General features: G+C 45.5%; 12 protein-coding genes. All 12 read right to left on the bottom strand.

Annotated features, from left to right (window positions below; translation table 11 throughout):
- Positions 1 to 126: 126 nt before the first annotated feature.
- On the bottom strand, positions 127 to 975 hold the full coding sequence (locus MH215_RS25100) for a sugar phosphate isomerase/epimerase family protein (protein ID WP_145409853.1): 849 nt from the start codon (positions 973 to 975) through the stop codon (positions 127 to 129).
- Positions 976 to 1,008: 33 nt separating this feature from the next.
- Entirely contained in the window at positions 1,009 to 1,761 is a 753-nt protein-coding gene (gene kduD / locus MH215_RS25095) for a 2-dehydro-3-deoxy-D-gluconate 5-dehydrogenase KduD (protein WP_145051738.1), read from the bottom strand.
- 43 nt (positions 1,762 to 1,804) lie between these two features.
- Positions 1,805 to 2,563 (bottom strand): DeoR/GlpR family DNA-binding transcription regulator, encoded by a 759-nt coding sequence (locus tag MH215_RS25090; protein ID WP_239293781.1) that lies wholly within the window; start codon positions 2,561 to 2,563, stop codon positions 1,805 to 1,807.
- Between the two features lie 59 nt (positions 2,564 to 2,622).
- Positions 2,623 to 3,462, bottom strand: coding sequence for a 5-dehydro-4-deoxy-D-glucuronate isomerase (gene kduI / locus MH215_RS25085; RefSeq protein WP_239293780.1), 840 nt, complete (start codon positions 3,460 to 3,462; stop codon positions 2,623 to 2,625).
- A 300-nt stretch (positions 3,463 to 3,762) separates the two neighbouring features.
- Positions 3,763 to 4,092 (bottom strand): cytochrome o ubiquinol oxidase subunit IV, encoded by a 330-nt coding sequence (cyoD, locus tag MH215_RS25080; protein ID WP_056693282.1) that lies wholly within the window; start codon positions 4,090 to 4,092, stop codon positions 3,763 to 3,765.
- The gene (gene cyoC, locus MH215_RS25075) at positions 4,093 to 4,713 is read right to left on the bottom strand and encodes a cytochrome o ubiquinol oxidase subunit III (RefSeq protein ID WP_056693279.1); all 621 of its coding nucleotides are present in this window, start codon (positions 4,711 to 4,713) and stop codon (positions 4,093 to 4,095) included. It abuts the gene before it with no gap.
- On the bottom strand, positions 4,714 to 6,684 hold the full coding sequence (locus tag MH215_RS25070; protein ID WP_239293779.1) for a cbb3-type cytochrome c oxidase subunit I: 1,971 nt from the start codon (positions 6,682 to 6,684) through the stop codon (positions 4,714 to 4,716).
- A 20-nt stretch (positions 6,685 to 6,704) separates the two neighbouring features.
- Positions 6,705 to 7,676 carry a ubiquinol oxidase subunit II gene (cyoA, locus tag MH215_RS25065; RefSeq protein WP_239293778.1) on the bottom strand — a complete coding sequence of 324 codons (972 nt, stop codon included), beginning with the start codon at positions 7,674 to 7,676 and terminating at the stop codon, positions 6,705 to 6,707.
- Between the two features lie 318 nt (positions 7,677 to 7,994).
- Positions 7,995 to 8,258 (bottom strand): hypothetical protein, encoded by a 264-nt coding sequence (locus tag MH215_RS25060; RefSeq protein ID WP_056693273.1) that lies wholly within the window; start codon positions 8,256 to 8,258, stop codon positions 7,995 to 7,997.
- A 364-nt stretch (positions 8,259 to 8,622) separates the two neighbouring features.
- Positions 8,623 to 9,969 carry a GH1 family beta-glucosidase gene (locus tag MH215_RS25055; protein ID WP_239293777.1) on the bottom strand — a complete coding sequence of 449 codons (1,347 nt, stop codon included), beginning with the start codon at positions 9,967 to 9,969 and terminating at the stop codon, positions 8,623 to 8,625.
- A 3-nt stretch (positions 9,970 to 9,972) separates the two neighbouring features.
- Entirely contained in the window at positions 9,973 to 12,366 is a 2,394-nt protein-coding gene (locus MH215_RS25050; RefSeq protein ID WP_239293776.1) for a glycoside hydrolase family 95 protein, read from the bottom strand.
- 273 nt (positions 12,367 to 12,639) lie between these two features.
- Positions 12,640 to 13,872, bottom strand: a 1,233-nt coding sequence (locus MH215_RS25045) for an extracellular solute-binding protein (RefSeq protein WP_239293775.1), incomplete at its 5' end; no start/stop codon positions are given.

Genomic DNA, 13,872 nt, shown 5'->3' with positions numbered 1-13,872 from the left:
TTCCGATGAGAAATTATAAATATAGCATTCATCGTCTTGGTATACCAAAAAACCTTTGCTAGTGCAAAGGTTCCTTAGTTATTTTCACTCACTTCATTCCTGCTGCGAATCAACAAGAACTAACGTTTATACTCGTACGCCATTCCATACTTCACGTAGATGTTTAGCCGCTGGTACTGCCTCTTCCGCAGTCACACCTTCTAATGAAATATCAATATGCGGCTTATATTGCTTCAACAGTTCAAAAAATAACGGATAATCTAAAATACCAGCACCGGGTACAGGATTAATCTTCTCCCCTTGGGCATTGAAGGCCACGTCCTTGGCATGAATCACAATGATGCGCTGATACAGCGTCTCCATTACTTCACGCAGAAAACCCGCCTGATCAGCTACATGATGTTGTTTAATCAAGTTACATGGATCGAACAACATTCCCAGATTGGAGGAAGGAATCTCTTCAAACAAACGCACCATATGTTCACGCGTATGCAATGTGTGCGTCGACACAGGCTCAATCGCAGCATGAACGCCCCACTTCTCAGCCTCTTCCGCGATCTCCTCTACTGTTGCTCGCAATACATTCCATGCATGTTCTTCATACGTATCCGGATGTGTACTGAGATACGTGTCCAAACCACCCGTTTCGGTTGCAACCATGCTGCACCCGAAATCTCTAGCATACCTTAGGTGTTCCTTGAATCGATCAATATCTGCACGTCGGCTCACCGGATCGGGGTCAATCGGATTAATATAACAGCCGAGCACTGCAATCTTCACACCGCGCTGTGCAAATTGATCTCCAATTTCATTCGCCAGCCCAGGGCTTAACTTGCCATTCGCAGAATCAACATCGGAGAGTGCTTTGGCAAGCGCAAGCTGCACCGAATTGAACCCGTTATCTGCGATCGTCTGCGCAAGCTGTGCTGTAGGCTGCTTACCGAACGTATGCGCTAGAATACCAAGTTTCATCATTCTTGTCTCCTTTATAATCGGATGGGTGGAAACCTAGCGAGCGAGCCAGCCACCATCGACATTAAGTACATGACCATTCAAGTAGTCCGAGGCTGAAGATGCCAAGAATACGACCGGCCCTTTCAAGTCTTCGGGTGTTCCCCAACGTCCAGCCGGGATGCGCGCTGTAATATCACGGTACCGATTCTCATCTGCCCGGATCTGCGTTGTATTGTCCGTTTCCATATAACCTGGTGCAATTGCGTTAATCTGTACACCTTTACCTGCCCACTCATTCGCGAGCGCTTTGGTCAGACCAGCAACACCATGTTTACTCGCTGTATATCCAGGTACATTAATTCCACCCTGATAGGACAGCATAGATGCAATGTTTATGATTTTGCCGCTACCACGTTCGATCATATGTCTACCCGCCAGTTGACTTAGGAAAAATACGCTATTCAAATTAAGCGCAATGACATCATGCCAGTCCTGCTGCCCATGATCTGCAGCAGGTGTGCGGCGAATGATACCTGCGTTGTTCACTAGAATATCAATTTTGCCTTGAAAGGATAGTGCCTCTTCAAACACTTTAGACAGTTCATCCTCAATACTCAGATCCGCTTCTATAACATAAGCTTTGCGTCCCAATGCCTCGATAGCACTGGCTGTTTCCACAGGTTTGGAATAGGACACCAGGACAACATCGGCTCCTGCTTCTGCCAGCCCGATCGCCATACCTTGTCCCAGCCCTCCAGATGTTCCGGTCACGAGAGCAACTTGTCCACTCAAATCAAATGAGTTCATATGTGATTCCTCCGCATGTTATGATATGCAAACCGTAATTAAGTTAACTTTGATAATCCACTTTGACACCGCTCTGACTATATAGCGCCGCTGTCTCTTCATCTAGTCGATGATCGCTGATAATGCAATCAAGCTCTGAACAATCCGCAAAGGTTCTCAGGGCAAATTGTCCGAATTTATGATGATCCACAACACCGTATACTTGTTGGGATGCTGAGATCATTGCTTTTTTCAACGGTACGAGATCACCTGTATAGATGGATAATCCGAACTCGGGATGAAGTGCAGTGGTGGAGATAAATGCTTTATGGATATTAAGCCCCGAAATAAAGGTAGCCGTATCGTCACCTACCAGCATATTTCGAACTCGCGCTCCCCCTGGCACAACCAACCGAACCTGTTCCTTCTTCGTTAACTCCGCAATAATAAACAGGTCATTCGTGACCACGGTCAACGAGAGATTATCCATACGTCTTGCCATCTCTAGCGTCGTACTTCCGCCGTCCAATGCAACAATATCTCCATGACGTATATAAGCAAGTGCCCGTTCGGCAATTTCCGTTTTTTCCGGATGGTGTTTCTCAATGACTCCGCGGCTGTTCAGAATACCATATTGGTCGTTCTGAGCCAACATTGCCCCACCGTGCACACGGACAAGTAAACCCATGCTCTCCAGCTTGGCAAGATCTTCCCTTACCGTCTTACCCGTAACCTCCAGCAGTTCACTTAGATCACTAACGGTCACTTCCTGGCGTTGTAACAACGCCTCCATAATTTTCTCATGTCGCTTCAATGGATTCATCACAATCAACTTCCTATATAACTGAATTAAAATGACTAACCTGTCTCACATACAGTGTATTACTTCAGATCTTTCATTGCTACGCCGTCCATATCTTCGAAGGTTTGGTTCTCACCAGCCATCGCCCAACAGAACGTATAATTGCTTGTACCTACGCCACTGTGAATAGACCAGCTTGGTGAAATGATCGCCTGACGATCACGAACAACCAGATGACGTGTTTCGTTTGGCTCACCCATCATGTGGAACACTACGCCATCCTCTGGCAGATTCCAATATAAGTATACTTCGGAACGACGATTATGGGTATGTGCAGGCATGGTGTTCCACATGTTACCCTTGTTGAGCTCAGTAATACCCATGACAAGTTGACAGCTCTGAATGCCGCCTTCGCCTTGGTGGATATAACGATAGATTGTGCGTTCATTCGAGCTTTCGATGCTGCCCAGATGGTTAGGCTGTGCTTGCTCTTGTGTAGCTTTTACCGTTGGATACGTATGGTGTGCTGGTGTTGATACGAAGTAGAATTGTGCTGGCTGAGCATTGTCGCTGCTCTTGAACAGAACCTCTTTAACGCCACGTCCGATATATAGACATTCCTTCGCACCGATCTCATAGCCTTGACCATCAGCGGTTACCGTTCCATGTCCGCCAACATTAATGATACCGATTTCACGACGCTCTAAGAAAAAGTCCGTTCCAATATCCTTCAAGTTCACTTCGAGCGTAATATCCTTGCTCTGTGGTACAGCCGTTCCTACAATATAACGATCCACATGGGAATATACGGTTACTAATTCATCTACAGCGAATAGCTGCTCCATCAAAAATTCCTCACGCAGACGAGACGTATCATATGTTTTTACTTCATTAGGGTGTGCAGCGTAACGGTTTTCCATGTTTAATCCATTCCCTTCGTCATTTGAATGATGTTCATATAAGTTCATTTTAGTTCATTTTATATCTTTTGTGTACCTTTTTTTCAAAATAAAACAACCAATGTAGTTAAATATGTACATTTATATTGATATCCGTATCCATACAACCTCACAAGTTTGACTTGTGCAATCAATCGATCCGTTCGATGGAATCACATTAAGCTAGATAAAACGGTTCGAGTTTTAGGAAAAAAACTCCAAACAAAAAAAGGGATTCCCACGGTCATAGATAGACCGGGAAATCCCTTTTGAGTCTGAAACTTAATGTGCAACTGCGTTATTAAGCATGATCCAGATCGAGCCGATAACGATGGTCATCATCATCAGAAGCCCGAAAATGAGAGCCATAACATTCCAGCGTGGTTTCTCTGTTTCACGAATATGCATGAAGAAGAAGAGTTGAACCACAAACTGAAGTGCAGCTGTACCAAGAATAACAACCATTGTTCCTGTTTTACCCATCATGTCGTTCAGAACAACCACCAGCGGGATGATCGTTAGAACGATAGAGAGAATAAAACCGATGACATAGGACTTCAGCGAGCCATGTTGTTCATGGCCATGGGAATCATGTGTGTTGTGCTCTGCCATCTACATCACCCCCATCAGATAGACGATGGATAGAAGGAAGATCCATACAACGTCCAAGAAGTGCCAGTACAAGCTGATTACGTTGATTTTACCGCGAGTTACATCGGTAATTCCACGCTTTTTCAGTTGGAACATCAATCCAATCATCCAGATCAGACCGAGCGATACGTGAAGTCCGTGAGTACCCACCAAGGTGAAGAATGCGCCAGAAGCAGCACTCGTCGTGTAGCTGAATCCTTCGTGAACCATCTCAACAAACTCATAAATCTCCAGTGCAAGGAAGCCTGCACCTAGAACGGCTGTAACGATAAGCCAGTTAATCAACTGTTTAACTTTACCTTGGTTCATTGCCAGAACAGCAAGTCCGCTCGTAAATGAACTTGTGAGCAAGAGGAATGTTTCAGCAATAACACCAGGCATTTTAATCAAGTCAGACAAAATTGGTCCGCCCGCCGTATTGTCACGCAACACAATGAAGGTTGCGAACAATACGGAGAACAAGATTACGTCGGAAATCAGGAAGAACCAGAAACCGAGAATTTTCATTTCCTGTGGATCATGGTGGCCATGATCATGACCATGTGCATGATTCTCACCGTGCTTAGCGGCTGCTTGAGCCATCTATACCGACCCCCTTAACGACGCTTCGGTACGCTTAATTTCGTCAACCGGAATGTAATAATCCGTGTCGTATGAGAATGAACGGGCGATCATGCAGATACCTACGCCGGCAAGTCCGAGAATCGCCATCCACAGCCATCCGAATACAAAGCCGAAGCCGGCAATGAACCAGAAGACAGACATAACGAACGGAATTCCAGAGTTCTTCGGCATATGAATCGGCTCGAGTTTTTGCTCTGGCGGATAGATGCCTTTAGCACGACGTTCTTTCTCTTCCCACCACTCATCAATATCATCTCCGCGAGGTGTAACAGCGAAGTTGTACTCAGGAGCTGGTGAAGGAATCGACCACTCAAGCGTACGAGCATCCCATGGGTCGCCAGAAGCTTTGAGTGATTTGTATTTGCGAATACCGTCTGCAATTTGTGCAACTTGGAACAAGAATCCGACACCCATTAGGAATGCACCAATCGTAGATACGAAGTTCAATTCCCACCAGCCAGTGTCCCAGCCGTAAGTGCTCAGACGACGTGTCATACCCATCAGACCGACAGCGTACTGCGGCATGAAGCAGACATAGAAACCGATATTCCAAGTCCAGAATGCCCATTTGCCCAGTTTCTCTTCCAGTTGGAAACCGAACATTTTAGGCCACCAGTAGTACAGACCTGCGAAGTATCCGAATACAACGCCACCGATCAATACTTGGTGGAAGTGAGCAATCAAGAAGTAACTGTTGTGGAACTGGAAGTCTGCAGGAGCAACAGACAACATAACACCCGTCATCCCCCCGACGATAAAGCAAGGGATAAAGGCAAGTGTCCACATCATTGGCGTTGCCATGCGAATCCTTCCTCGATACATCGTAAACAACCAGTTAAATATCTTAACCCCTGTTGGGATTGCAATCAACATCGTGGTTACTGCGAAGAATGCATTCACGTCCGCTCCGGAACCCATCGTGAAGAAGTGATGCGCCCATGTGAAGAAGGACAGGAAGCTGATGATCAGCATCGCGAATACCATCGATTTGTAACCAAACAGTTTTTTCCGCGAGAACGTACTTACGATCTCGGAGAACACACCGAATGCCGGCAAGACGACAATGTATACCTCAGGGTGACCCCACATCCAGATCAAGTTGATATACATCATTGGGTTACCGCCCAGATCAAGTGTGAAGAAATGCGCCCCGGCAAACCTGTCGAGGAAGAGCAATGCAAGTGTCACAGTCAAGATCGGGAATGCAAACAAGATAATAATACAAGTGGAGAATACTGACCATGTGAACATCGGCAGCTTCATCCAACGCATACCTGGCGCACGCATTTTAATGATGGTAACCATAAAGTTGATACCGGTAGCCAGGGAACCGATACCCGATATTTGGATACCCCATATATAGAAGTTCTGTCCTACCCCCGGACTGTGCGACAGCTCCGATAGAGGCGGATAACTCAGCCATCCTGCGTCAGGTGAACCACCAATAACGAAGGAAAGGTTAAACAGCATTGCTCCTAGGAAGAACAACCAGAAGCTCAGTGCATTCAGGAACGGGAACGCAACGTCTCTCGCTCCGATCTGAAGTGGCACGATAACGTTAAATAAACCAAACATAAATGGCATCGCCATGAACAAGATCATGATCGTACCATGAGTTGTAAAGACCTGATTATAATGCTCAGGGTGTAAGAAATCCATATTAGGCATTGCTAGCTGAAGACGCATCATCAGCGCATCCACACCACCACGGAACAACATGATAATGGAAGCGATGATATACATAATACCGATCTTCTTGTGATCGACAGTAGTTAACCAGTTACGCCAGAGCCAGCCCCATTTTTTAAAATAAGTTAGCACCGCTACAATAGCAATCATCGTAATCCCGATCGATACCATCGCACCATAGATGAGTGGATCACCAGTTACGAAAAACTCCGATGCAAACTCTTTAATTGTCTCTAACATTGGGCTCTCCTTTCGAATCTTTAGTTAGCACTCTTGTCCTCGTCTTGATTGGACTCTTGAGTGGCTTGATTAGCTCCAGCAGCTTCACTTGAGCTTCCGTGCTTACTATGAGCTCCATTACCATCTACAACATACTTGGTTACGATATTCTGGAACAGACCTTCTGGGAAGGCTGAGTAATAAGCAACATTGCTTGTTCCAGGTTCAGTAAGTGCATCGTATCCTTCTTGTGTCAACTCTTGGGAATTTTGCTTCACTTCTCTTACCCAGTTGTCAAACTCTTCGTCTGATGTAGCATTCACATCAAAACGCATCTTGCCGAAATGTTCACCTGTAAAGTTGGCGCCTGAGCCCCAATACTGTCCTTCATGGTCAGCTTGCAGGTACAAGGTCATCGCCATACCCGACATTGTGTAAATCTGACCACCAAGTTGCGGAATCCAGAACGAGTTCATTGGTGAATCCGCGGTAAGTTCAAATTTCACGGGCCGGTCTGCCGGAATATTCAACGTATTGACCGTTGCAATCCCTTGCTCTGGATACATGAACAACCATTTCCAGTCCAATGACGATACTTGGATAGTCACAGGTGCTTTCTCAGAAGCCAGTGGCTTCGAAGGCTCTAGATCATAAGTGTAACGAACTGTTACAATAGCGAGTATTCCAATGATGATAATTGGAACCGTCCACCAAATGACCTCAGCTTTGGTACTATGAGACCAATTTGGCTCATATGCAGCTTTATTGTCCGGTTTGTCGCGGTAACGCCATACGATTACTGCAGACAAAATCAACACAGGAACGATAATGACAGCACACAGAATGGTTGTAATAACGATCAAATCTCTCTGTGAAGCGCCTATCGGTCCCTTTGGATCCAGAACAACGTACTGCCCGCCTGCCAGCATTGGCCAGACAATCAATGCGATGGTAACCAACGTCAGGACAACCGGAATAATAATCCGGGCTAGCGACCTAGGTTTCTTGTTCATCTTGATCCCCTCTCCTTAAATTCGCTCATACTGAAAAATCAGTATACTACTCTATTCCTTCTAAAGATATCAGAAATGAGCAACTTTTTTGTTCTTGTTAACAAATTTGTCGATTTTACACCCTAAATGTGTGAATTTTTTCTCACAAATTACTTGCACACTTGATATTTCCGTATTATAAAACATCACATGTCACGTAAAAAAATAAAGCCCTTTGCAGTCTCGTTGAATAGGTCAACGAATCCGCAAAGGGCTATATTGACTGGATTCCGATTACTTATCCAGTCTTAGTATGGACGAATAACCTGCAGATTATAATTAATCCGCACCTTCGTCTTCATGACGTGTATGAACTAATCCGATCGCTTTTGCAATAACGTAAATGAATACGCTACCAACCAGGAAACCAATACCCACCATCAAGCCAAGATTACGGTCATTAAATTCATTCAAGTTGATCAAACACATCACTACGCCTGTAATCAGCGCGATCCAGGCAAAAACTGTCATCGTTAAGACTGCGCGCCGCATATTTTTATCCTTGCGCTCCAATTGGCTTACCATTGCTGTCTTCGATGCCATAGTAAACACTTCCTTTTCCCTTTTTGTAAGTTATTTACTGATACCAATATACCACATTAGTATGATTTTTAGTCAACAAATGTTCAAATTTTATTCTCAATTTGGACACTTTATTTATCTTTTACCTGTTGACAAAGTACATATTTAACCTTCTTGTTATGTATAACCCAAAAACCACTGCTTCATAACAGGAATTGCAAACAAGCTTTTGAAACATTAGTGAACGACCTGCGGTGAATCTTTTTGTACAAATTTTAAAGAAATAAAAAAACGGTGACTCCGTCTGACCGGAGCACCGTTTCATATGATTGCTTATCCAGACTGAATTCGTTCTATAGTCCAGCTTACCTCATGTTCCTTGCATTTAGCTACGCGTTTCCAGCCAATTGTTCTTGATCACATTTTGGTACCAATAGAAGCTTTCTTTCGGTGTTCTTACAAGTGAGCGGTAATCCACATGGATGAGTCCAAAGCGCATACGGTACCCTTCAGCCCATTCAAAGTTATCCATCAGCGACCAAGCCATGTAGCCTTTGAGATTGATGCCATCATTGATGATCCGATGAATCTGAGCCAAATGCTGTTCATAATAGGAAATCCGGCGATCATCATTAATTTTGCCATTATCCAGATCATCATTGATGCAAGCACCGTTCTCCGTAATGTATACATCCACATTTCCATACTTTTGCAGGTAGTGCATAAATTCATACAGGCCGCGGGATTCGATTGGCCAGCCAATATCCGTCTTTGTCAGCCCCATATCTACTTCTTCCGATTGCAGCACTCCTGCTTCTGGATTGAAGCGGTTGAGTCCCATTGTGTAATAATTAATGCCAAGCAAGTCGATCGGCTGTGAGATGATCTCCATGTCACCTTCCTGAATTGGCACAGTAGCACCAGCTTCAGCGAACCAGTCCACCATAAACTGTGGGTAGCTGCCTTTGTAGATTGGGTCGAGGAACCAATCCGTATTCAAGGCAATCGAACGGTCACAAGCAGCCTGATCTTCAGAAGACTTGCTATAAGGCTCTGCCCAACACACATTCGGAGCAATCCCAATCTGTCCGGTGATACCCAAACGACGGAAGGATTGGACAGCTTTGCCGTGAGCAACGAGCAATCCATGAGCAACATTGATTGACGTTTGCAGATCACGATTTCCTGGCGCATGTATCCCTAACAGATTGGACAAGAAAGCAATACACCACGGTTCATTAAAAGTCAGCCAGAAATTAATTTTTCCGGAAAACTCTTTAAAGATCACTTCGGCGTATTTCACGAAAGCGTCTACCGTTCTACGATTGCCCCAACCCCCGTCATCCTCCAGCGTTTGCGGTAGATCCCAGTGATACAACGTGCAAAACGGTTCAATTCCTGCTTCAAGCAGTTTATCCACGAACCGATGGTAGAAGTCTAATCCTTCTCTATTGATCTCTCCATCCCCATCCGGAATAATACGTGGCCAAGCAATCGAGAACCGGTATGTGTTAATGCCAAGCTTTTTCATTAGTTCGATGTCTTCTTCATAGCGGTGGTAGCTATCACAAGCAACATCCCCGTTATCTCCATTAAATACTTTACCAGGTGTACGGGCAAATGTATCCCAGATGGATACACCACGCCCACCTTCTTGTGCAGCTCCTTCGATCTGATAAGAAGCGGTTGCCGTTCCCCAGCGGAAATCCTTCGGAAATTGAAAAATAGTCATCGTTTATTCCTCCGTCTCTGTTGACACACGAACCGTCTGCCCGCTTGTCATCCGTATTGTCGTTACGTAATCGCCTTGCGCCGTACTCTCTGACATGCTCTGCTCATGTCCTTCAATGCTTACAGGATAAGCACTACGAAGCGTTAATGAACCACTGTGGTCTGCAGTAACTTCAGCTGTCACTAACTTGCCGTTCTCCCATACCATAGCCACCGTATAAGCCCCTCGTGCACGTAACCCCTTCACGCTACCACTCGCCCAAGCTTCAGGCAGTGTAGGCAGAAGGTGGATCTCCCCCATGTGACTTTGCAGTAACATCTCAGCAATGCCGGCCGTTCCTCCAAAATTGCCATCGATCTGAAACGGAGGATGGTCATCAAACAAGTTGGGATGAGTCGATCGCGCAAGCAAGGTACGTACGAATTGATGAGCATGCTTACGATCCAACAAACGCGCGTATAGATTGATCAACCACGCACAGCTCCACCCTGTATGTCCGCCCCCTTGTGAAATACGACGCTCAAGCGATACACGTGCGGCTTCAACAAGCTCAGGTGTATGCACTCGATTGATCTGATCCCCCGGATACAGCCCATATAGATGGGATACATGGCGATGTCCTGGCTCTGATTCGGCAAAATCTTGGAACCATTCTTGCAGCTGCCCCTCGCTACCAATCTGGAAAGGATATAGCTTGCTCTTCGCCTCTGAGAGCTGCTGTGCTAATTCCGAATCTAGTCCAAGCTGCTTCGCAGCAGTGATAGAGCGGTCAAACAATTCTCGAATTAAGCTCATATCCATCGTTGAAGCCATGGATACGCTTCGAGCATCCCCTTCCTCAGTCAAAAACTTATTCTCCGGTGAAGTGGACGGAGCCGTGACCAGATATCCGCCTGGCCCCTCAATAAGCCAATCTAAACAGAATAGAGCTGCTTCCTTCATGATCGGGTATGCACGCTCTGCCAAGAATTGCTGATCTCCTGTAAACAAATATCGCTCCCACAGATGGGCGGTCAGCCACACACCACCCATTGGCCAGAATGCCCAGCTAGCATCGCCTCCTGTGGGCGTTGATGTTCTCCATATATCCACATTGTGATGTGCGGTCCAGCCACGAGCCCCATAATGGATACGAGCGGTTCTACGTCCTGTCTGGCTCAAATCATCAAGCATCGCAAATAATGGGTCATGGCATTCACTCAAATTGCAGACTTCGGCAGGCCAATAATTCATCTCTGTGTTGATATTCGTCGTGTAGTCACTGTGCCACGGCGGCTCCACCTGATGATTCCATATGCCCTGTAAGTTGGCTGGTTGCGTGCCAGGACGTGAGCTTGCCATGAGCAGATAACGACCATATTGAAAATACAAAGCCTCCAGTCCAGGGTCTTCTGCCCCTTCTTGGTAAGCTAACAATCGCTCATCCGTTGGCAATTCTCCATTGCCAGTCATACCTAGATTCAGATCAACTCTTGCAAATAATGCACTATGATCCTGCTCATGGCGTTTCCTGAGCTGCTCAGGATTGAAGGACTTGGCTTTTGCGATGACCTCATGACATGTCTGCTCTAATAACACGCCTTCTTTCACTGGCATGACATCATAACGTTCAAATGACGTTGCAGCCGCCAGGTAGAACACAACCTGATCTGCTCCTTGAACACGTAGGTTACCCTCTTCAACCACAACCTGAGCCTTGCTGCCTACGGTACTCACACTTACACTAACAGCATAAGCGGTTCCACGGTCATCTTCATAAATGACGGACTCAGGATGATCCCGGAGATAGTTCGATTCAACATGACTGGGACAACGACTGAACAATGTCACGCCCTCTTCTGAGATTTGTGAAGTATATGGGTGTGGGCTGTCTAGTGAAAGGCTAACGTTCACTGCTCCCGCCTGGTCGGCTGAGAGCGTACACACCATTACATCGTCCGTAGCACTCGCATACACTTCACGTTTATAACGAACACCATCACAGATATAATTTGTCGCTGCAATTCCAGTTTCCAGATCAAGCTCTCGTTCGAAGTCCTGTACAGGGGTTCCAATCAGCTGCTCCTGCTTCAATAGGAAGTGTCCCATTGGCTGGTAAGCTTCAACATCCCGCCCTAACATTTCACGGTTCAACAGTTCTTCTGCTTCACTATACTGTCCTGCCATAATTAACTCACGAGTCTTCTTCAGATATCGCTGGCTGCTGTACTGTACTGTGTCGCGCGGGTATCCTGACCATAATGTGTCTTCGTTCAGTTGAATGCGTTCTTCCACATCGCCGCCGTAGACCATACCCCCAAGACGCCCATTTCCTATAGGAAGAGCCTCTTCCCAACGGGTTGCTGGCTGACGATACCATAAACGATTCGGCTGTGTGTTCTTCGTTAGTGAGGTCATTACATAGCTCCTGTCCCTGAAGTAATGTTATTCTAGTTCGATTTTATAAAACGTTTTCGGTAAATGTGTTAACGGCACTAATCTATTCGTAAATTCGTCTTCTATGCTACTGCAATACAAACTCATTTTAGACCACATTGAAAGTGCTTACACTAACAAAATTATAGGAGATTTCACCTTGAGCGTCAATGTAAAACATCACAGTAAAATGAAGAAAAGACCCTTCATTCTAGGGTCTTTTCTTCGGTTCTATCGCCTTTCAACTAAGACGTATTATTTAACGTCTTTACCTGTCCAGAGTGCTACACGCTCTTTGACCCAAACCGTGTATTGTTGCTCCATTTCTACAGCACCTGCTCGATCAAGTTCTGCGAGGAAATCATCGTATACTTTATCGAAGTTTTCTTTTTTAGCAAGCACTGCTTCTGGGATACGTTTACGGATGATGTCCTGTGTTTTCTGGTACTGCACGTTGTAATCTGTATCCGATGGAACTGGCATGTTGTACGCCGCGCCCCACTCTTTGATTTCGAATTCATCTTCTTGTGGATATAGACCCTTCCATGTGTCGATGCCATATGCTTTTAGCGTCTCTTTCTCAGCAGCAGTATAACCTGCCATGATCTGTTCCGGGAATCTTGTCGTGTAATAATTATCCGTTGCATCCTTCACACCATCACCATATCTTGCACTAAAGATGGAGTAGAGCTCGACACCTGTTTCTTTGGAGAATGCAGCATTATCATTTGTTTTGCGATCCTGAATCTCTTCAGGAATAACACGTTTGCCATCCACTACGTTGTAATGTTTACCTTCAATACCCCAGTTTCGAAGCACTTGGCCTTCATCGGAAGCAAGCCAATCGAAGAATTTGATGATGCGCACCGGGTCTTTCGCTGATGTTGATATCCCAATACCATAGCCATCAAAGCCAGTAGGCTGGAAGGTATTATCCTTAATATCTTTATTCAATGTGACTGGGAAATGGGCATAAGTGCTGTCGTCTTTGCCTGCAGCCTTCAGAGCATTCTCAGCATCTGAATATCCCCACTCTGCATCAATGAGACCAAGCACACGACCACTGGCAATTTTGGACTTATACTGATCTTCTTTTTGTACGAAAGTATCCTTATCGAGCAGTCCTTCATTGTACATATGGTTCAACCAGCGAAAATATTCTTTTTCGATTGGACGCTTGACATGTAGCATGGCTTCATAATTTTCTGGGTTAATGTAATATTCACCATCGCCACCTCCACCTGTCGTTTGAGCAGCTGGATTTGTTACTGTAATCATAATTTTCCAGTCATCTGCATTAAGTGACAGCGGAATCGTTGGCTGACCGTCAATAGTCGGGTGTTTTTCGACATAAGCACGTAGCACATTTTCATAGTCCTGTAGTGTTCTGACTTCTGGGTAACCAAGCTCTTTCAATACCTTTTGCTGAATCTCGAATCCGTCTGTTGCATCAAACGCAACGTTATCTACACCCATATTCGTTGGCAG

The sequence above is a fragment of the Paenibacillus sp. ACRSA genome (assembly GCF_022346845.1).
In the GTDB taxonomy this organism is placed as follows: Bacteria; Bacillota; Bacilli; order Paenibacillales; family Paenibacillaceae; genus Paenibacillus.
Note: the sequence above shows the minus strand (reverse complement) of the source record. Positions and strands in the feature narration are given on the sequence as shown.